Annotated in this window: 18 protein-coding genes and 1 other RNA gene; 13 read left to right on the top strand and 6 right to left on the bottom strand. The window is 45.4% G+C overall.

Annotated elements, in window-relative coordinates; all coding sequences use genetic code 11:
- Positions 1–56: 56 nt before the first annotated feature.
- The 4 genes from QUA03_RS00895 to QUA03_RS00880 form a co-directional block, all read right to left on the bottom strand.
- The gene (locus QUA03_RS00895; RefSeq protein WP_333085191.1) at positions 57–215 is read right to left on the bottom strand and encodes a hypothetical protein; all 159 of its coding nucleotides are present in this window, start codon (positions 213–215) and stop codon (positions 57–59) included.
- Between the two features lie 51 nt (positions 216–266).
- Positions 267–626 carry a hypothetical protein gene (locus tag QUA03_RS00890; RefSeq protein WP_333208921.1) on the bottom strand — a complete coding sequence of 120 codons (360 nt, stop codon included), beginning with the start codon at positions 624–626 and terminating at the stop codon, positions 267–269.
- Positions 595–777 (bottom strand): hypothetical protein, encoded by a 183-nt coding sequence (locus tag QUA03_RS00885; RefSeq protein ID WP_333208919.1) that lies wholly within the window; start codon positions 775–777, stop codon positions 595–597. Before QUA03_RS00885 ends, QUA03_RS00890 begins: the two co-directional genes overlap by 32 nt.
- Before the next feature lie 181 nt (positions 778–958).
- The gene (locus tag QUA03_RS00880) at positions 959–1,375 is read right to left on the bottom strand and encodes an MAPEG family protein (RefSeq protein ID WP_333208917.1); all 417 of its coding nucleotides are present in this window, start codon (positions 1,373–1,375) and stop codon (positions 959–961) included.
- Positions 1,376–1,406: 31 nt separating this feature from the next.
- On the opposite strand from QUA03_RS00880, the gene QUA03_RS00875 reads away from it, so the two are divergent.
- The 5 genes from QUA03_RS00875 (at position 1,407) to QUA03_RS00855 (ending at position 5,898) form a co-directional block, all read left to right on the top strand.
- Complete coding sequence (locus QUA03_RS00875; RefSeq protein WP_333208915.1) at positions 1,407–1,625, top strand: hypothetical protein; 219 nt, start codon at positions 1,407–1,409, stop codon at positions 1,623–1,625.
- Between the two features lie 294 nt (positions 1,626–1,919).
- Complete coding sequence (locus tag QUA03_RS00870; protein ID WP_333208913.1) at positions 1,920–2,858, top strand: DUF389 domain-containing protein; 939 nt, start codon at positions 1,920–1,922, stop codon at positions 2,856–2,858.
- Between the two features lie 19 nt (positions 2,859–2,877).
- Positions 2,878–4,455: a sodium:proton antiporter gene (locus tag QUA03_RS00865; protein ID WP_333208912.1), complete on the top strand. Its 1,578-nt coding sequence runs from the start codon at positions 2,878–2,880 to the stop codon at positions 4,453–4,455.
- Between the two features lie 242 nt (positions 4,456–4,697).
- Complete coding sequence (locus tag QUA03_RS00860) at positions 4,698–5,477, top strand: class I SAM-dependent methyltransferase (protein ID WP_333208910.1); 780 nt, start codon at positions 4,698–4,700, stop codon at positions 5,475–5,477.
- 85 nt (positions 5,478–5,562) lie between these two features.
- Positions 5,563–5,898, top strand: a complete 336-nt coding sequence (locus QUA03_RS00855; RefSeq protein ID WP_333208908.1) for a cupin domain-containing protein — start codon at positions 5,563–5,565, stop codon at positions 5,896–5,898.
- Positions 5,899–6,063: 165 nt separating this feature from the next.
- Here the strand turns inward: QUA03_RS00855 and QUA03_RS00850 are convergent, their stop codons facing one another.
- Positions 6,064–6,765 (bottom strand): Crp/Fnr family transcriptional regulator, encoded by a 702-nt coding sequence (locus QUA03_RS00850; RefSeq protein ID WP_333208906.1) that lies wholly within the window; start codon positions 6,763–6,765, stop codon positions 6,064–6,066.
- A gap of 45 nt (positions 6,766–6,810) precedes the next feature.
- Between QUA03_RS00850 and QUA03_RS00845 the strand changes: the two genes are divergently transcribed.
- From QUA03_RS00845 to QUA03_RS00825, 5 genes are all read left to right on the top strand, one after another.
- Entirely contained in the window at positions 6,811–7,320 is a 510-nt protein-coding gene (locus QUA03_RS00845) for a CdiA C-terminal domain-containing protein (protein ID WP_333208904.1), read from the top strand.
- A gap of 208 nt (positions 7,321–7,528) precedes the next feature.
- Positions 7,529–8,335, top strand: a complete 807-nt coding sequence (locus tag QUA03_RS00840) for a thiazole synthase (RefSeq protein WP_333208941.1) — start codon at positions 7,529–7,531, stop codon at positions 8,333–8,335.
- 69 nt (positions 8,336–8,404) lie between these two features.
- On the top strand, positions 8,405–8,572 hold the full coding sequence (gene psb34, locus QUA03_RS00835; RefSeq protein ID WP_106333461.1) for a photosystem II assembly protein Psb34: 168 nt from the start codon (positions 8,405–8,407) through the stop codon (positions 8,570–8,572).
- 588 nt (positions 8,573–9,160) lie between these two features.
- Positions 9,161–11,434 (top strand): hypothetical protein, encoded by a 2,274-nt coding sequence (locus QUA03_RS00830; RefSeq protein ID WP_333208903.1) that lies wholly within the window; start codon positions 9,161–9,163, stop codon positions 11,432–11,434.
- 105 nt (positions 11,435–11,539) lie between these two features.
- A complete protein-coding gene (locus QUA03_RS00825) occupies positions 11,540–12,232 on the top strand; it encodes a response regulator transcription factor (RefSeq protein ID WP_333059446.1) in 693 nt (230 codons plus the stop codon).
- 92 nt (positions 12,233–12,324) lie between these two features.
- Here the strand turns inward: QUA03_RS00825 and hemG are convergent, their stop codons facing one another.
- Complete coding sequence (gene hemG / locus QUA03_RS00820) at positions 12,325–13,785, bottom strand: protoporphyrinogen oxidase (RefSeq protein WP_333208901.1); 1,461 nt, start codon at positions 13,783–13,785, stop codon at positions 12,325–12,327.
- Positions 13,786–14,527: 742 nt separating this feature from the next.
- Here hemG and QUA03_RS00815 point away from each other — a divergent pair.
- From QUA03_RS00815 to rnpB, 3 genes are all read left to right on the top strand, one after another.
- A complete protein-coding gene (locus QUA03_RS00815; RefSeq protein ID WP_333208898.1) occupies positions 14,528–18,763 on the top strand; it encodes a PAS domain-containing protein in 4,236 nt (1,411 codons plus the stop codon).
- A 76-nt stretch (positions 18,764–18,839) separates the two neighbouring features.
- Positions 18,840–20,018: a magnesium/cobalt transporter CorA gene (corA, locus tag QUA03_RS00810; protein ID WP_333208896.1), complete on the top strand. Its 1,179-nt coding sequence runs from the start codon at positions 18,840–18,842 to the stop codon at positions 20,016–20,018.
- A 448-nt stretch (positions 20,019–20,466) separates the two neighbouring features.
- Positions 20,467–20,900, top strand: an RNA gene (rnpB, locus tag QUA03_RS00805) — RNase P RNA component class A.
- The last annotated feature ends 208 nt before the right edge of the window (positions 20,901–21,108 follow it).

Here is a 21,108-nt window from a genome sequence, read left to right as displayed (position 1 = left end):
GCGTCTATCGGCTTACATCTGCGGTTAAAAATTAAAACCTCTGATTTCCACCTACTTTAACTAACCGTCTTCCAAATATCCTTAATTTTCGCCTGTTGTTCCCATTCTAGCTCATAAAAAACTAGCATCATTTCCTCATGAGTGTAATCAATAATTATTGCCGCCAATTGAGCGGCAGTTTGCGCTTTCAGCATGGCTAGTTTCAACGTGGTCATTCCTTCTTTATCCATCAACACTAAAACTTGGATTTTTACCTCACTTTTATTTTAATTTTGCCTACAACTATCTGTTAATTTTGCCTTAAAATCAGCAATCTTAACAGCATTTACTGTGTCAAAATTGTGCGAATTTATTTTAACTTGGCTGCAAAGCTGAGAGAGCAATTTTTCATCAATCTCCAGAATCTTGCCTTCGGAAGTGACTTTTTTTTGCAACAAAGTTGCGATTTCTCTTTCCAGTTGGCGATTTCCTTGCTGATAGAAATCTTGAGAGTTAGAACGAAATAAACCGCTATTGACTTGCTGAATTTGGCTTGCTGTCAGCGATTGAGCCGAGACAGCAGCCGGAAATGCAAAAGATGCTGCTAGCCACCAGCTAGAAATTATCTGTTTGAGAATGCTGTTCATAACTGTCAGGAGGATTTTTTACCTCAAGTGGTTTCTCGTCTTCTGACTCGCTTACTAATTCATCTTCTTGTTCAAGTTTTTCTTGCCACTCGACAAGCTGCTGAAAAAGTTGTGGGTTAATTTCAAATACGGGTTTGTTGGTTTCTGACATATTTACTCCTGAAAGTAATTGAAAAACTTGGATTTAACTGGTTCCCTGGCTCTGCCAGGGAACCGCTGTCGAGAGGCTGTGCCTCGCTTTTTTAGCAGGAAAATTGGAGGCAGAGCCTCCGGATATGCGTTACCAGGCATAACGTGGAAACGAGTAGAAAAATAATTATGTCGATCAGAATTTACGCTCCAACCTTCAGCAGCGACATAATTATGCCTGTTAATGAACCACCAAGCAGAGCTAAAGTAGCTAAGGTGCTAATGCCAAATCCTGCCGCTCTTTTTTCAGCCGCTTGATAGTAACCCCAAGCAAACAAAATGCGTCCAATTATCCAAACTGCGCCGATACCTGCGCCCCAAACTGGGCTAATAAATTGCGAGAACAGCCACAGCGAGGGCAAAAATAGAATCATTTGCTCTAAGGTATTTTGCTGAACTCGCACCACTCGCTCAAAGTCTGGGTTTCCTGTCATCTGCGGGGGAGAAACTTTGTATTTGAATCTAGCTCTGCCGACGTTGATGGTAACAACGAAGTAGAGAATTAATGCTGAAACAGTAATTAGACTAGGCCAAAGTGTGGCGTTTGCTTCTGCGAGCATGATTCGGTATTATTGGGGTGGAGTATATATCTTGATTATAAATCAATTATTGTCGATCGCGTTATTCATCGCCCTCCCGTCATTCCATGCACGGAATGTGATTCAACTGGTGGCTATTAGCGACGCGATAATTGCTTTCGGATTCTGGGACATCCTCGAAAACTTGCTGGCTGGGATTTTGATTCTTTTGACTGCACCTGCACAGGGAGACAAGCCCCCGACTCTTCTCGTGAGTCACCCCAAATTTTAGACCCTAGTTCAAGATCCTAGATTCATCTGTGGAGTAAATCTCAAATCTCAAATCTCAAATCGACTGGGTAGCCCCAAATTTTGGACTTTTGTTCAAGCTACCAGATTCATCAGTGGAGTAAATTTAAAATCTAAAATTTAAAATCTAAAATCTAAAATCGACTGACCTTACCTGCATACGGATACAAGCCCCCGATTTAAGGAGATTATTTTGCTCAACAATATTCGAGACCGTCTTAAATATTTCACCGGGAGCAGGATTCCTCGAGAGCATTTAAAGCAAATACGAGTTGACTTGTTGGAAGAATCAACCCTAGATATTAACTATCTAGTCTTAATTCTCGGCTCCTGTATAATCGCCACCTTTGGACTGCTTTCCAACAGTGCGGCCGTCATCATCGGTGCTATGATCATCGCCCCTCTGATGTTGCCAATTCGAGGGTTAGCATTTGGAGCGGTAGAAGGTAACGTTCTCCTCTTCCGCAAAGGTTTAGTTGCATTAGCAGTCGGGACGGTGCTAGCAATTTTTCTAGCTTGTTTTTTGGGCGCTTTGGTACAACTTCCCGACTTTGGGAGCGAAGTTCTAGCTCGTTCTAAACCTACATTACTAGACTTAGGAATTGCGATCGCCGCTGGCGGAATCAGCGGCTATGCGAAAGTTCAGCCCAAAGTTTCTGCTACTCTGGCGGGGACTGCGATCGCCGTGGCTCTCATGCCACCAATTTGTGTTATAGGTTTAGGCTTATCTCAAGCTAATTGGTCGCTCAGTTTGGGAGCAAGCCTCCTGTATCTTACTAATTTGCTGGGGATTACTCTCTCCTGTATGCTAACTTCTTTAATTGCCGGCTACACGCCCCTGCATCGCGCCCGTAAAGCCCTCTTTTGGGCGCTAGCATTGACGGCTATACTTGTGATTCCTCTGGGGGTGAGTTTTGCGGAATTGATCGAGCAAGCGCAACTAGAAGTCAGTCTGAAGCGGGCGCTGCTTAACCGAACTATCACTTTTCAACGGGTGGAACTGATTAAAACTGATACTAACTGGTTGACAAAACCGCCGGAGGTTCGTCTGATTGTTCGCAGCAGCGAAGCTTTGACACCCAAACAAGTGCAGCTTTTAGAAGCATTTGTCGAAAAAGAAATGGGTCAACCCTTTACCCTAATTTTTCAAGTCAGTCAAGTTGAAGAAGTGCGGCGCTCGACGCTGAATAAGTCCCGCTCGAAACCGAAGCCTTAACTATTTGATTCCTAATTATATGACCCCAGAAACTCTAATTAACGAAGCGACTATCGAGGGCAATCTGAAGAAATTTCTTTTAGTGCTATTAGTTTCCTTAAGTGTGGCGATACTGCCGCAACTATGGGGCTGGTTGCGCCAAATTCCCTACACGCTGCTTTTAGTAATTGTCGGGTTGGGCTTGGCTTTTATAGATGTGCGATTGGTGTCGCTCTCGCCCGAACTGATTCTGTTGATTTTTTTGCCGCCTCTTTTGTTTGAAGCTGCTTGGAATCTGGAATGGTCTAAACTCAAGCGGGATTTAGTGCCGATCGCTCTTTATGCGGTTTTGGGTGTTGTTATTTCCGTTGCTGGCGTGGCTTTTGCTCTCAACCAAATAGCGGGAGTTTCTTTAGGAATCGCCCTGTTGGTAGGAGCTAGTATATCTGCGACAGATCCTGTTTCAGTTATTGCATTGTTCCGGGAACTGGGAGTTGAAAAACGCCTCGCTTTGCTGGTGGAGGGAGAGAGTTTATTTAATGATGGCATTGCGGTTGTTGCCTTTAGCTTTTTGGTGGGATTCTCTTTAGGGACGGATGAAGTTGGCATCCCATTTCTGGTGGGGCGTTTCTTAGCTTTTGTGGGAATTGGGATTACTGTCGGGAGTGCGATTGGTTTTGGTATCTCCTATCTCACCCAACGGTTTGATTTACCTTTGGTGGAGCAATCGTTAACCTTAGTTTCAGCCTACGGCACTTATATAATTGTTGAGGAATTGGGCGGTTCTGGGGTGATTGGTGTGGTGGTGATGGGCTTGATATTTGGAAATTTTGGCTCTCGTATCGGTATGCAACCCAGTACCAGACTGGCGGTAACACAATTTTGGGATTTTGTGGCGTTTTTTGTAAATTCGATCATGTTCCTGCTGATTGGCGATCGAATTAGTTTTGCTGGTTTGGGAGCGAATTTAGGAGTCATTGGCATAACTGTGGCGGCGATGTTTGTCACGCGAGCGATCGCTATTTTTGGTTTAGGATGGTTGAGCAATAGGTTGGCAAAATCTGAAATTTCATTAGCTGATAGAACTGTGATTTGGTGGGGAGGATTGCGGGGTTCTGTATCGATTGCTTTGGCTTTGAGCGTGCCGGAGGTTTTCCCAGAGCGGCAAAAAATTATTGCGATCGTGTTTGGCGTAGTTTTATTTACGCTGCTAGTACAAGGTTTAACCACCAAGGCGCTGCTGGAAAAATTGGGGTTGTTGAGCAACCAGGAGTTGCGTCAGCAGTATCTGGAGGCGATCGCCCAACGTGTTGCTCTCAATCGGGTTCTCAAGCATCTATCTGAAGAATCGAGCGATCGTAAAATCGAGCCTGAGTTTTCTAATCATCTCGTGAGTCAGCTTCAAGAAAAATTAAACTTGCTGCAAGCAGAAATCAATCAAATGTACGATCGATCTCCTGAACTGCGGCAAATGACTATCGACAAACTCAAAGGGGATTTGGAGGCTATAGAGGCTGATACTTATGCTGAATTTGTGCGAGCTGGTCAATTGAATGAGCTGCCTGTTTCTGTGTTGCAGCAATGTTTTAAAGAGCGGAATGAGACAATTGTTTCTTAAAGCAAATTCGTTGGCAGGATTAATAGAAATAAGTTCTACTACAACGAGTACGGGTTTTGGGCTTTCGACTGAAACCATTGTGGGCAATCAAAAACAGTCCGAATTGTTGAGGGGCGGACATGGTATAGTTCCTGATATTGTAGGGTTCATCAGCCTACGATAATTTGAATATGAGCTAGATCATAGAAAGATTTGGGAGAATTTGGCAAACTGAGAGTAAGGTTACATAGGAGGTCAATTTAATGACCAATACTGCTCTGAATTTTAAGACTGCACCCGGACATGAAGTTCTGGCCGCGGCGGGTAAGAAAATGTTGAGGCCGGGGGGGAAATTTGCTACGGAACAGTTATTTGAATGGGCGGATTTTCAGCCTGGGGAGACTGTTTTGGAGTTGGCTGCTAGTTTTGGATATAGTTCGATCGCCCTGGCTGAACGTTTTGGCGTAAAAGTAGTGGGAGTTGAGAAAAATCCCGACAGTGTGGCCCGCGCTCGTGCTAATGTTGCAGCAGCGGGTTTGAGCGATCGAGTGGAAATTGTGGAAGGAGATATTTTTCACTTAGATCGGATTTCCCAACAGTTTGATTGGGTGTTGGCTGAAGCTATCCTGACAATGCAGTCACCGTCGGGGAAAGCTAAAATTGTATCGGGAATTTGCGATCGTTTAAAACCAGGCGGCAAGTTTCTCTCTCACGAACTTTTAGCTAGAAACCGAGAATCAGAAATTCAAAAAGCTTTATCAGAAGTGACTCGGGCTAATTCAACGCCTTTGTCTGAGTCTGGCTGGATTGCTGTTTACCAAAACGCGGGTTTGCAAGTAGAAAAGTGTCAAACTGGGGCGATGGGCCTCCTAAATTTGTCGCGAATGCTGCAAGATGAAGGGTTGGTGGGTACTGTGCGGATTGTGTGGAATATTTTAAGTCGATCGCAAATTCGCGATCGTATCTTAGCAATGCGTCGAGTTTTCCAGCATTACCAACAGGATCTGGGCTACATCGTTCTCTCGGCCAAAAAACAATCTTAACCGACTCAATCGATTTTCGATTGAAGAAAGTGAAGCCACTGATAAATTCGAGACTTGTGACCAAATTAATTAATTGTCAAAAACTATGACTACTACTCTTTTACCGCTACAATCTTCAGCAATCCAACTCCGAGACGCAATTGAATATCCCGCTGCAGGAGTGCTGAACAAAATTTTAGTCAAAGACAATAATTGTCAGTACAGTTTATTTTGTCTGGCGGCAGGAACGGAAATTTCGGAACACTCCTCTGCACGGAATGCCACAGTCAATGTACTCGAAGGAAAGGGAATTTTGACTTTAGAAGGCAAGGATATTGTTTTGGAACCGGGGGTGTTTATCTTCATGCCCGGTAAAGCTCTTCACGCTTTGAAAGCAGAAGAAAATTTGGCGTTTATTTTGACACTTTCCGAGGCTAATTAATTTCCGCAATATTGCTTGGGGGGCGGGTTTCATACTTGCCTAAAATCAATAATCTCATAAACCCGCCCCGATTCACAGATTGTGGGGGGCGGTTTTATATAGATAGTGAGTTGCACTCAAATATTGTTTGTGAAACCCGCACTACAAGAATTGGGATTTTAACATTTAGTCTATGTCATCTCCAGAGGCGATATACTCCAATTTTTCCCAATCCAATACAATAATTTTACCGCCTCGACTGTAGGAAACAAACGGCTTGAGTTTCTTAAATAACCGCACGCATTCTTCGTAGGTAATTCCAATACTGCGAGCAATTTGATAGTAGGGAAAACGTTTTTCTAAACATACACTATTATCCGCCATTTTCCTACCTTGCTCGACGCCAAAGTAATGAATAAATCGGGCCAGCCGCACGATCGCCCTTTCCGACACCAAACCGTGCACTGTCTCGTGCAGTTGCTGCAACCGCTGATTAAACACCGCCAATATTCGCAAGGCAATCTCAGGATTTTCTCGAATTGCTGCTAGCAAAACTTCCCGTTCTGTGGTAAGAACTTCCACCTCCGTTTCTGCAGTCACCGTTGCGGGGGCAATGCCGTTGCCTAGCAAAGCAGGTGCGGCAAAAATATCTCCCTGAAATAAAGTGCGGAGAATTGTTTCTTTGCCCGCCGCCGCTGTTTTTGCAACCCGCAGAGAACCGCTCAAAAGAGTGTATAATTTTTCGGGGATGCGATCGCCCTCATACATCACAATTTCTCCCTGTCGGTAAGTCTGAATTGCTGTATGTTCTTGCAATCGCTCTAATTCAGTTTGGTTTAAGCTGGTAAATATTCCAATTTTAGCCAGTTGCTCAACAGTTGATTTCATACCTTTAACTCTACCCGATCCGAGTCCATTGAGAGTATAGTAACGGTGAATTCAGAATATATCGAAACAAGCAGAGCCATCTACGAAAATGCAGAACCAGAATATCGGCGATATTATTTTGATGAGATAGCTGGCGGATTTGTGCTAATTCACCAACAACATAATCTTAATAATTCGGAAATCTTTATTGCTGAAGTTTTGGCTAAAATAGGGAAGAGAGTTAGAATGTTGAGCGAGCAAGCAGCAGAGGGTGTCAGAACGCCAGATGCTGAGATAGACGGTGAGATTTGCGAACTTAAGGAGTTGACAGAACAGACTCAAAACATCAGAGACCGAGTGCAAGAAGGCATCAGTAGAGCAAAAAAACAAGGTGCAGTAACGGTTATTTTTCACGTAAACCGAAAGAGTTACGAGTTTTGGAAGGTAAACGACGGCATCAGAAAAGCTTTTTATTGGGACGACACACAACGGATTCAGAGCATTATATTAGTATTCAATAGCGAAGAATCTCAAGAAATTACTAGGGAGGAATGGGAAAATGGAAGACGTTTTTAATGAGTTTGAAGAAATTATACAAAGAGGATTAAAAAATAATATGCCGCGAGATGCCAAATTGATAACTGTTGGGCAAATTCTTTATGCAGTTACCCGCGATGAGCTGACAAATAAAGAAGGTTGGCAGCTTGAAGCAATGCTGGGAGGCAGAAAAAACTGGGAAGAGGCACTTGAGTACAGCATTTTTGGCTATCCAGTAGATACAGAAATGCCATCTTTAGACAAACCTCTAATTATTGCCGGCAAAACTTTTCATTCTCGCTTGATGACGGGGACGGGAAAATATCGCAGCATTGCAGAAATGCAGCAAAGTGTCAACGCTAGCAGGTGCGAAATTGTTACCGTGGCTGTGCGGCGAGTGCAAACAAATGCTCCCGGCCATGAAGGATTGGCAGAGGCTCTCGATTGGACTAAAATTTGGATGCTGCCCAATACTGCCGGTTGTCAAACTGCGGATGAGGCGATTAGAGTAGCTCGTTTAGGCCGGGAAATGGCGAAACTTTTAGGGCAAGAAGACAATAATTTTGTCAAGTTAGAAGTGATTCCCGATGCTAAATATTTGCTGCCAGATCCGATCGGCACTTTGGAAGCCGCAGAACAATTAGTCAAAGAAGGTTTTGCCGTTTTGCCCTACATCAATGCCGATCCCCTGCTGGCAAAACGCCTAGAAGAAGTCGGTTGTGCGACAGTCATGCCTTTAGGTTCGCCCATCGGTTCAGGGCAAGGGATCAACAATGCGGCCAACATTCAAATAATTATTGACACGGTAAATATTCCTGTGGTTGTCGATGCGGGGATCGGAACGCCCAGCGAAGCGGCGCGAGCAATGGAAATGGGAGCCGATGCACTGTTGATTAATTCCGCGATCGCCAATGCCCAAAATTCCCCGGCAATGGCAAAAGCAATGTCCATGGCAGCAGAAGCGGGGCGGATGGCGTACTTAGCAGGCAGAATGCCGATCAAAGATTACGCCATCGCCTCTTCCCCCCAAACAGGCACTGTCACCTCCAAATAAATTCCTGAATTTTCCTGGGCGCTTTTTTGGTAGAGTTGTAAACATCAAAAATATTAAGGATTGTGACTGATGCCTTACATCAAAGATGACGATGGACGCCTGAACAACTTTGCTAAAGAGCCGAAGGTGTATGAAGCCGTACCTCCCAACAAAAATCAGCAACGCAACTACATCATCATGGGTATTGCAGCAGCCATGTTAGTCGCCGGTTTGGTGTACGTGGCTGCCTCCGTCTGAAAACTGGCCTGAGACTCAAAGCTGCTTCAAATCGCAATTTTAAATAATCCTTCGAGAAACCATGTTTTCCTTTCCCAAGGAAACATGGTTTTTGTGTTTCAATACAAAGCAGGTAGTTGCGATAATCCTGAAGCGTGCCAAGCGAGCTGGAAAGCTAAATAAGACCAGCATAAATTTGGTGTTTTCCTCTCGGCTGTCGGGTTCAGGGACATGGGTTGCACTTAATCACACTGGTTTGCCACCCACATAAAATTGCCAATTGAAAATCTACAATCCTTTAGTCATCAACGGTGCGATTGACAATCAAGCATCCAGGATACAAGCCCCCGGATTTATTCCGAAAGCAGACTCAGGGCCCAGAAATAAAAAACCTGTATCCGATAAAGGAGCCCCCGAATTTATCCGTGCGGTCAAGGCTTCAATCTAAAATCTAAAATCTCAAATCTAAAATCGATTGACTGCCTTCGGGGCTTAGTTGTGAGTTATGAGCGATCGAGATTTCAACTCTCAACTCTACAATCTAAAATCTACAATCCCAAATCTAAAACCTAAAACCTAAAATCTAAAATCTAAAATCGGCTGCTCCTGATGTCTATTCCTTCCCAAAAAGTTTCTAGCTCAAACAAGCTGATCTATCAACGCTTGAAACAGGCGATCGACCTCAATTTACGCCGTCAAATTTTTATTGCCGCCTGCGACGACTTGTGCTTGCGGGACTGTCTAGCCGCCCGCTTGCAGACAGAATTAGCCGCAGAGAGCGCAGGCTCACATCCTCGCTCCCCGATCGACTACCCCCGATTTGTCAGTTTGGAACTCGACTTGAGCGATCCAAATCCTTGGGGTTCGATCGCCGCGTGGCTGACCCAACACCCACCGCCGCAAAACAGGGGCAGCTACAGCCCTGTGCCGGGATTTCAAATTCTTGGGGCCGAACACCTGACCAGGCAGTCAGCAGCCGTGCAGTGGTCGTTCCTGAGCTATTTGAGAGACATCGAAGCAAACCTGCAAATGTGCGAGTCTACTCTGTTGCTGTGGGTGTCGCGGCCCTGGCTAAGTTCGATCGAACAATCGGCCCCGGAATTTTGGCACTGGCGAACCGGAGTATTTGAGTTTGAAGGCGAACCAACTCCAGCTAAGGGAGACTTCGGGCACTTTGAGGACTTAGGCAACTCAGGAGACTTGCGAAACCTGCGGGACAGCGGAGATTTTGGTAACAAACTTTTAATATCTTCTTTGTCTGGACAATCCCCAATTGCCGACGAACAATCCCCAATTTCCTATCTCCCGTCTCCAGCGCCAGATTCTCAATCCGTCCAACTGGCAGATGAGGAACCATCGCCAATTTCCCATCCCCCGTCCCCAGCGCCAGATTCTCCATCCATCCAACTGGCAGATTTGGTGCTAGCAGCGGCTTCTGAGGATTTGGAAGGCGAAAATGATGCTGCATCAGAGGAGAATTTTCTGCCGCTGCAAACCCTGCAATACATCGAACTGCTGCAAGAACATCAGTGTTGTTCCGAAGCATTGGCTTTGGCATATCACGGTTTGGGAAATTACTACCGCGATCGCATTCTGGGCGGAGACGTTTCAGAGCAAAACCTGACAATCGCCATTCGCGCGATCGAACAAGTGATTGCGTATCTCGACGTTGACACCAACTCGCAGCAAAATCAACCACTAACTGAGGAATGCGCGCGGCTGATTGCCCAATTGACAGAAAATTTAACTCAGTACGCCCAGGAGTCCAACAGCCTACCGCCAATTTCCGATCTTCTCAACGATCTCGGCACTCTCTATTGGATGCTATCGCGCGATCGCACCAATGCCCTCAACGCCTCAGATCCGGTATCCAGCCTTGAACGCAGCATCGCCCTCTACCTTGAAGGTTTGAACCGAACAGATGCCGAAACCGTACCCCAAACCCGCGTTAGATTAAACAAAAATTTGGGAATCGCCTCGGCCGATTTAGCCCGCTATCGAGACAAGACAGAGAACTTGCAGCACGCAGTTGCAGCTTACCAACAAGCGCTGCTGGATCTAGACCCCGCCGTGGAGCCTCAGCAGTACGCTGCTGCTCAGAATAATTTGGCAACAGCATACTGGAATTTAGCTCAAGATGGTGAGCCGATCGTATATCTCAAAAGTGCGATCGCAGCTTACACCCAAGCCCTCTCCTGCTACAGTCCCGAACGAGAACCCCTTAACTATGCCGGAGTGCAAAACAACCTCGGTACCGCCTGCTGGAACCTCGCCCAGCACCAACCCTCAGAACCCCTGCTAGTCAGGGCGATTTCCGCCTACCGCGAAGCATTGAAATACCGCACCCGAGAATTAGTACCCGCAGCAGCAGCCGCCACGTACAACAATCTCGGTACGGCTTATTGGCATTTGGCAAACCAGTTTCAGCAGAAACAAGCGCGGACGGAATCATTGCAGCAGGCGATTACCGCCTACGAAGCCGCCCTGGATATCGCCGCAGAGATCGATCGAACCAAACTCACCTTTGACGCCTTGGCCGCCCGCAACAATCTCGGACTAGCCCACTATCAACTAGCCATCGACCCAGATTTCGCCACTAACAAAGTCGCACAGACAAGCCATCTAGAAGCAGCACTGCACCATCAGTTGCAAGTGTGTGCCGAATGGGGACAAAATCTCAATGACAAAGGGTTAACATATGGGGATAAACTCAACTTGCAAGCCGCGGCAAACTCCCAAGCTGCTGATTCCCGGCAAACAGCATTGAGCTATATTGTCAAAACGATTAGAGCTTTCTATAGTGAATGTGGGCTGCCAGGCCAAAATTTAGCCTTATCCAAAGTTCCGGGAGATTTATTGCCTGAAATTTTGCGTAGGTTATAAATAGGGCTATAACTATTAAAAGCTCAATTTTTTCGAGATTTGTATCCAGTTTTCTATTATTATGGCTGAATATTCTTGCCTAATTCTTCAAGCAAACTTGTGGTCATGGCCCCTGTAAAAATCCTTGTGGTTGATGACGACCCGGCAATCCGAAATTTGATTCACCGTTTTTTGAGCCAGCAAGGTTATCAAGTAGAGTCTGGCGAGGACGGTCAGACTGGTCTGGAATTATTTGAGCAACTCAATCCTGACTTAGTAGTTCTAGATGTAAATTTACCTGATACAACTGGCTACAAACTGTGTCAAGAAATGCAAAGACGCACGGGTGTATTTGTGTTGATGCTGACTGCCCGAACCGATGAAGCTGACAAAATGAAAGGGTTTGCCGAAGGTGCTGACGACTACATTACTAAACCTTTTAGTCTTGTAGAGATTGGAGCTCGCGTTGCAGCAATTTTGAAGCGCAAACGCATTGTTACTCCCGCCGAACAACAAACTCTTACTTTTGGAGAGCTACTAATAGATCCGGTTCGCCGCGAGGTAATTCTCGGCAGCCAGATAGTTGCTTTGACTGCTTTAGAATTTGACCTGCTGTACTGTTTGGCTAGCAAACCCGGTCGCGTGTGGAGGCGATCGGAATTGCTGCATGAAGTGTGGGACTACGAGTATGTAGGAGCCGATCGCGTGGTGGATGTCCATATCGGTCAAATTCGCCGCAAAATTGAACTAGATCCCAATCAAATGCCGATGATTCAAACCGTCCGGGGGGTGGGTTACAAGTTTGAACCCACAACCTAGTAACATTCGCCTTTCGGCTCTAGGGGCGGGTTCACCAATATCTCTGATTAACATACTCGATATTTGCAAACCCGCCCTCCCCACACAAGAATTCAGATCGATCGAGTATCTGATTGTTTTTTCTGCAAATAGTCGCCCACTTCTCGTGCAAGATCGAAACCCCTTCGCACGCAATCTCCCAAAGCCACGCCGCCAACGTAGTTACTGCACAAATACACCCCCGGCAAAGATTTTAAGCCTTCATCGATTTGTTGCAGGCGATCGAAATGCCCCAAATTGTACTGAGGAATTGCCCGCTTCCACACGTTCACCGCTAAAACTTTAGGCTGTGGCACATCTGGTTTCAGCAAAATCCGAGACAAATCTCGGTGCACCTCCCGAACGATTTGTTCAGAGTCAAGATTGCCAATTTCCGAGTCTGTAGCCCCGCCGATGAAACTGGTGAGAGTGTGCCAGCCCGCAGGTGTGCGATCGGCAAATAAACTTGATGTCCAAATCGTCCCCAGAGTGCGAATTCCCTGCCCCCTCGGAATTAAATTTCCAAAACCTACTAATTTACCCTTGACATCAGAGTGCGGATATGCTAAAACAACGCAGGCCACCGTAGGATAAGTAAAAGCGTGTAAAGCACTGCTAACTTCCGGTTGCAGAGGCTGCAACAAATCGGCTGTAACGTAAGCCGGCGTTGTCAAAACCACGGTGCGCGCCTCAACTTCCTGCTGTCCGTCAGGCGTCGAGAATACAGCAATATAAGTTTCGCGTTCTGTACGATCGAGGCGAGTCAGATGCCAGTTGAGTTTCACTCGATCGCCCAATTGAGCAGCGATCGCCTCTGGCAAAGCCTTCAACCCCTGTTTGAACGAACCCAACTCCCCCGGCCTAGTTTTAGGAACATTCGGGTCTGCAGGCAATTTCTTCGGTCTTTTCCTAGCAGAAAGCAGCGCCCCCGCCACCAGCCCGCCACCCACATCAGCCATCTTCGTTACCCGCCCAAAAGCCGCCGCCGCGCTAAGTTGTTGCGGATCGCCGGCATAAACCCCAGAAACAAAAGGTTCCACCAACCGCTGCATCACTTCCTGCCCCAGATGACGGCGGAAAAATTGAGAAACAGTTTCCTCGTCACCCTGCTGCGAAAGTCGATCGCCCATTGCCGGCCCGACAAACCCCAAAGCCCCGAACAACGCCCGCAGTTTTCCCGGAAAACTCAGTAACTGAGACTGAATTATCGCCGGTGGAGTCATCGGCACCGCTTGCAGCTTTTTTTGCCAATACACAAAACGAGGCAATTTGCGATCGGCAAAAATCAACTCTTGCTTCAATCCCACATCCACAGCCAACTTCATCAATTCCGGCGTCGGCGAAAAACTGTTCGGGCCCTCCTCCCAGAGAAACCCTTCGGCTGTCACAGTGGTGATGTTCCCGCCCACACGTCCCTGACTCTCAGCGACTAAAATCCTCAGCGAGGATGGATTCGTTGCTTCCTTGTGAAGTGCGTGCGCCAAACTCAAACCGCTAATACCTGCACCCACAATCAAGGTATCTAATAGTTCCATATTACATAGAAAAATATCGCAATCTTTATGTTACATGGCTTTGCACGGCTTGCGTTCTTTGCTGGGCGTACTGCCAAACCGCTTTCAGATTACCGAATTGGGAATTGGGAATTGGGAATTGGGAATTGGGGATTGGGAATCGGTAAGCTGTCCGGCATTTCTTAAGCATTTTTCTCGCAGGTTGTGGATTGACCTCTGCCCACCTCCCCGTCTCCCGGTCTCTTCATCTCGCTTTTGTATCCGCTGGGTCTGGTTTAAAAAAAGACCATCTGCTCTAATTAAGCTATATTCCCAAAAATACTATTTCTTTACAATTTTTGTATTATAGGCAACAGCGCCGAAAATTGCACTGGGAAACGCAGTAGTAAAGTGCCCAAAAAGATTTGAGTGGGTTAAACTAACTTTAGGAAAATTTTAGAGCTTAAGCAAGTCAGCACCCCGCTCGGAAGAGATGGGGCTTTATGCCCTAATCAAAAGACATAGTTGACCAGCTATCGTCTTAACTGATTACGTTATCAAAATTATGGGTCTAAGCTCAAGCTGCTATACGATATCGCGTAAAATATTTGAAACGGTAATTGTTCCGTTGAAAGTAGATCACAAAAGTACCAAGTGACCAAGTAGCCCTGTGTAGCAATAATCAATATTCAAGGCGGTGAAAACTGCCTGATGAGTGCTACCTCGATCGGTCTTTAGACACGAGGTTTCCACAATACTAAGCTTTTCTCATGAAAAAATACCCATGCAGGAAGTTATCAACTCGTTTCAGTCTTTTTTCTCTAACTCTGTTGATGCTTTCCTAGAGTGCGATCGACAGCAAAAGTACCTATCCATCAATCCTGTCGCTGCTGCTTGGATGGGATTGGAGCCTGCTGAAATAGTCAACCAAACTAATCAGGAATTATTAAAATTATATCCCAATAATGCTGCTGTCAAAAATATAATCTCGCAGATTGATTCTTGCCTGCAACAAGTATTTATTACCGGGGAAAAACGGCTGGCAATTCATGAGGTGACGACGGCAGACGGCGGGATTAAAATTTACGAAACTGCTTATACGCCAGCGGTGGATGCCTCTAGCAAGCAGATGCGGGTTTTGGGCGTCGGTAGAGATATCACCAGGCATTACCGCTGGCAGCAGCAGAAAACTCAACAGTTGCGCCGATCGAACCATTTACTGTGGTTGAATGCAGCTAACAGTCCGCTGGCAATGGTAGGCTGGGATGAAGATTTTCGGATCGTTCAGTGGTCGAAACGCGCCGAGGAAATCTTTGGCTGGACATCCGATGATATGATGGGCAAGCAGTTCGGCGATTTGGCTTTGATTTGCGAGGAAGATAGAGAGGCTGTAAGCGCGATCGAGCTGGAACTAGCCACCGGCAACGGCAATACTTCGATTAACCGCAACTATACTAAAAGCGGACAGGTAATTTGGTGTCGCTGGTTCAACTCGATTATTCGCAGTGGCGATACTTTTACCGTGCTTTCTTTGGTGGAAGATATCACCGATCGCAAACGGTTGGAAGCAGAAAAAGCCCAAGCTTCTCGCCTCACAGCAATGGTAGCCGATGTCGGTATTGCCCTCACCAAACACCCTCAAGATATCCTGCTTCCCTGCTGCGAGGCAATGGTGCGGAATCTTGATGTCGCTTCGGCTGAAATTTGGACTTTCAACTCTCAACATAATGTTTGCCAATTGCAAGCCTCATCGGGAATCTACAGCCGCACAGACGATCGTGCTAGCTTTATTGAAAATAAGGTTAACTCGATCGCCCAACAGCAAAAACCTGAATTTGACTGCGGATTTGAACTGAATAATTTTGGACTTCCAGAGGAAGAATCTGCGAAATCAAAAGAGGTACACAGTTCCGAAGTAGCACTTCTCAACACCAGCAAAAAGCCGACAAATTGCCCAATCCCCAAGCAAATTCTAACTTTCGCCGGCTACCCTTTGATAGTCGAAGAACGGCTGGTGGGAGTCATGGTAATTATCAGCCGCCAGCCGCTGACAGCACCTTTTCAGGAAACTTTAGCATCGGTTGCCGATGTCATCGCTTTAGGCATCGAACGCAAGCGTGCAGAAGCTGAATTAAAATCAGCTAGAGGCTTTCTCAATTCCGTAGTAGAAAATCTACCGGTGGGAGTTTTTGCTAAAGATGCTTCTTCGCTGAAATTTGTGCTGTGGAATAAAGCGGGAGAAACGATCGCAGGTGTTACCTCTCAAGAGGCGATCGGCAAAAATGACTATGATATTTACCCCAAAGAACAAGCTGATGTTTTTACTGCTCAAGACAGAGAAATATTGACCGGTCATCACAATCAGTCTACTGTTAAAGACATCGCCGAAGAGCCGATCCAAACTCGCCACAAAGGTATGAGAATACTGCACACCCGCAAAGTGCCAATTCTCGACGCCGCAGGCCGTCCTCAGTACGTTTTGGGGATTACTGAAGATATTACCGAACGCAGGCAGGTAGACGAAAGCGTGCGCCTCTACGACCAAATTGTCGAGAATATGCAAATTGGTTTGTACGTCTACCATTTAGAAAATATAGACGATGACAGCACTCTCAGGGCGATCGCCTCCAATCCTGCAGCTACCCTATTTACCGGATTAGAAATGGCTGATGTTTTGGGAATGACAATCGACGAGATTTTTCCCCAACTGCGATCGAAAAACATTCCTCAAGCATTTGCTTCGGTAATTCGCACCCAGAAAGCCGTAGAACTTGAAGATATTGACTGCGATGAAGGCGGCCGCATAACTCGCGCTTTTTCTATTAAAGCTTTTCCATTACCCAACAACTGTATCGGTGTTGCTTTTGAAAACATTACTGCTCGCAAGCGCCTAGAACTAGAACTGCAGGCTTCTTTGGAAAAAACTGAACGTTCCGAACAACTCCTACGCACAGTAATAGACAAAACCAGCGACTGGATTTTTGCCAAAGACAAAAATTTTCGTTATATTCTGGTCAACAGGAGTTTCGCTCAAGCGATCGGTAAAACAGTAGAAGAAATCATTGACAAATCAGATTTAGAGTTAGGATTTTCAGAAGATATTGTTTTTGGGAATTCCGCCCAAAATATCCGAGGCTTCCGCACAGACGACTCTGCTGTACTGGCCGGCGAAATTATCCACAATCCCTGCGAACCGGCAACTATTGCTGACGGTTCAGTACATATTTTTGATACGCAAAAACTTCCCCTGCGCGACGCTGAAGGTAATGTATTTGCAGTGCTAGCTTTCGCTCACGATATTACCGAACGACATGAATCGGAAGCAGCTTTGCGTAGAAGTGAATCAAGATTTAGGTCTTTGGTTGCTAATATTCCCGGAGTTGTTTATCGCTGGCAGTGCGATTTTTCGACTAATTTTATTAGCGATGCCGTTTACTTATTAACCGGCTACCCGGCAGCAGATTTTATTTGGCTTTTGGACAGGAGAGGTCGGAGTTTTGCTAGCATTATTTATCCGGAAGATTTGGCAAAAGTAGAAGCAACTATTCGGCAAGGCATAGAAAACAAAGAGTCTTATAACTTGGAATACCGCTTGCTAGCAGCAGACGGCACGGTTAAATGGCTGTGGGATAAAGGTTCTCCTGTGTTCGACGCAGAGGGAAACGTTTGCTATTTGGACGGGGTAATTTTTGATATTAGCGATCGCTACTACGCTGAGGAAGCACTGCGCCAAAAAACTTTAGAGTTAGAAGCGGTTTTTCGCGCTTTGCCTGATTTGTATTTTCGACTAGATGCTGAGGGTATAATCGTGGATTATTTGTCAGGAACTTCCTCGAGTTTATACGTACCTCCCGAACATTTTATGGGTCAACGAATGACAGACGTATTGCCACGGAATGTCGCAGGCCAATTTGCCCAAGCAATCTTTGAAGTTTCCGAAACAAGAAATTCAATCGATATAGAATATTCGCTTTCCATGTCGGAAGGAGAAACAACTTATGAAGCCCGACTATTGCCGTTTAATTCAGATCAGATTATTATTCTAGCACGCAATATTACCAAGCGCAAACAAGCCGAAGCTCAATTAAAACATAAAAATCGCCAGCTAGAGCAAACATTGAAACAATTAGGCAGGACTCAAGCTCAACTAATTCAAGCGGAAAAAATGTCGGGTTTGGGACAGCTAGTGGCGGGGATTGCTCACGAAATCAATAATCCTGTCAGTTTTATTTACGGTAATATCACTTACGCTAGTGAGTATGCCAAAAACTTGCTGGAACTGTGCAGTTTGTACCAAACACACTACCCGGAACCTGTTGCTGTTATCCAAGATTTTGCAGAAAAAATAGAACTAGAATTCATGAAAGAGGATTTCCCGCACCTGCTGAATTCAATTCAAACCGGAGCAGATAGGATTCGCCAAATTGTTCTGTCTTTGCGTAACTTTTCCCGCCTGGAAGAATCAGATCTTAAGCGTGTTAATATTCACGAAGGAATAGAGAGTGCTCTATTAATTTTGCAACACAAGATTAAAGAAAATGGCAGAAATCGTCACATTCAAATAGTTAAAGAATATGGGGAATTGCCGCAGATACAGTGCTACGTGGGACAGTTAAATCAAGTGTTTATGAATATTTTAAATAATGCTGTTGATGCTTTAGCGAATGTCAGGAATAGGAAGCTGGAATTAGCGAGTTATTCGGAAGAAGAACGGCAAGATTTGGCTGGTTTACCTTTAACTTGCGACACATTGCCCTTGATTCGGATTCGCACGAATGTGTTGGAGAACAATCGGGTGGCGATCGTAATTTCAGATAACGGGTATGGCATGGTAGAGTCTGTTAAGTGTCGGGTATTTGACCCGTTTTTTACTACTAAACCAGTAGGCAAAGGTACAGGTTTGGGACTGTCTATCTCCTATCAGATTGTGGTGGAAAGACACGGAGGGACGCTGCAGTGCATTTCCGCGCCTGGAGAGGGAACTGAATTTGCGATCGAGATTCCAATTCGGCAGAGGTAATGAGTTATTGGTAATTGGTAGTTGCACGAGAAAAATGATAATCTAATTAAAGGTTCTAAAAGTCAGGAATATTAGCATGGTATACAAAAGCATACATACTTCTAGTGCCGCTGCAAAACAAATTAAAGAAGAAGAAAATGATGATTCCTATGTTGACTATTTTTATGACGATCAGGGGGCTCCGCCGGGAACTCTCGACTTAGAACCAGATGCGCCGCCTCCAGAGATTGTATTAATTGACTATTGCGACACAGCAGCTACTCGCGCCCACTTGGCAAATCCTCAAAAAGCTGCTGCGTATTTAGATACAGCATCTGTTTCTTGGGTTGATATGTTGGGATTGGGAAACAAAGAAACTTGGCGGCAAATGGCCGAAGTATTTAATTTGCACGTAATGGCTCAGGAAGATGTAGTTAATGTTCCCCAGCGACCGAAAGTTGTAGACTATGAAGAACACATTTTAATCATTGCTTGGATGGTGATGCTGCATCCAGAATCAGATACTTTTCATAAAGAACAAGTAAGTTTTATTTTGGGCAAGCATTACCTGCTAACTGTTCAGGAAGAACCGGACTATGATTGTTTTGAACCAGTGCGCGATCGCATTCGTAAAGGACAAGGCATGATTCGCAAACACGGAGCAGATTATTTGGCTTATACTTTGTTAGATTCCATTATAGATGGATTCTTCCCTGTATTAGAAGTTTACGGAGAGCGCATTGAAGAATTAGAGGATGAAGTGGTGGTGAACCCCACGCGCAAAACCCTGGAGAAAATCTATAAAATCCGGCGAGAATTGCTGACTCTGCGCCGCGCCATTTGGCCGCAGAGGGATGCAATTAATGTTTTGATTCGAGATAGCAGTGATTTGATTAGTCCAGAAGTGCGAATTTACCTGCGGGACTGTTACGATCACACGGTACAGGTGATGGATATGGTGGAAACCTATCGAGAGTTGTCTTCGGGTTTGATGGATGTTTACTTGTCTTCGGTTGGTAATAAAATGAATGAAATCATGAAGTTGCTGACGGTTATTTCCAGTATTTTTATTCCTCTAACTTTTGTGGCAGGAGTATACGGGATGAATTTCAATACAGAGAAATCGCCCTGGAATATGCCGGAACTGAATTGGTATTTTGGCTATCCGCTGTGTTGGGCGGTGATGGTAGGAATCGCCTCTGGTTTAGTTTACTTCTTCTGGCGGCGTGGCTGGTTTGATAATTTTTCTACTATCAAAGATGACTCATTAAAGTAACCGAATTGAACATTTAAGATTGGGGATTAAAGATTGAAAAATTCAAAATCCTGTTAGGTGAAAAGGTTTCCTGCCCCTAGTTGAATCCGTGCGATAAATCCTTGTATGATAATTGCCAACTTTTGTGCCTCCTGATTCATCAGTGAGTGATTTTAAGGGAGTTGCAGGGAAATTTAATTGTTGGGCGGGCTTCGGGCCCACCGTACAAGAGTTTGAATAAACTGAGATGTTTCACCATTCTGGCTTAACAGGCTTTCCGGCCTGTTCCACAAAAAATAAACTTGATTGTGGAACAGGCCGGAAAGCCTCTTCATAAAAAGCTTATTGACAATAGTGCCAGATGTGAGAATAAACACAAATGTCCAAGTTAAGTGGGCGACAAGTTAAAATATTCCATCTCAAATCCCAAATTGATTGACGAACGATCGCGTACAATAAATCTGGGGAAAAAGTAGGCGCAGGCGGTTGCGGATTAGCGAAAGCTTGTCTGAGGAAAGTCCGGGCTCTCGAAAAACCAAACTTGCTGGGTAACGCCCAGTGCGAGCGATCGTGAGGATAGTGCCACAGAAAGATACCGCCAATTAGTCATTAGTCAGCAGTCATGGGTCGTTAGTAAGTAACTGAGGATTTTTGACTGGGAAGCAACAACTAATTTGGTAAGGGTGCAAAGGTGCGGTAAGAGCGCACCAGCAGCATCGAGAGGTGCTGGCTCGGTAAACCCCAGTTGGGAGCAAGGTCGGAGGGACTATGGTTGGTTTTTTACCAGTTCCGTTTTTTGGTACCGCTTGAGGCGTCTGGTAACAGGCGTCCCAGATAGATAACTGCCCTCGAAAACTGCTTGCAGTTGAGAGAACAGAACCCGGCTTATGTCCGACTTTTTCCCCCCCATTTAATTAAAATTACCGCTGGGAAATCAGGTTGACCAATCCTTTAGACCTGTTTTATGTTGGGAAAGGTGTGCACTGCACACCGGGAGGAAGATTTTGGGTAAGGTGCACCATAAGCACCGGGAGGAATATTGAGTTTGTTAAGGAAAAGTTTTTTATTAATATGAATCTGATACCAGTTAAAAAAAATAATGTCACTTTTG

The organism is Microcoleus sp. S36b_A4, assembly GCF_036700645.1.
Classification (GTDB): Bacteria; Cyanobacteriota; Cyanobacteriia; order Cyanobacteriales; family Microcoleaceae; genus Microcoleus.
Note: the sequence above shows the minus strand (reverse complement) of the source record. Positions and strands in the feature narration are given on the sequence as shown.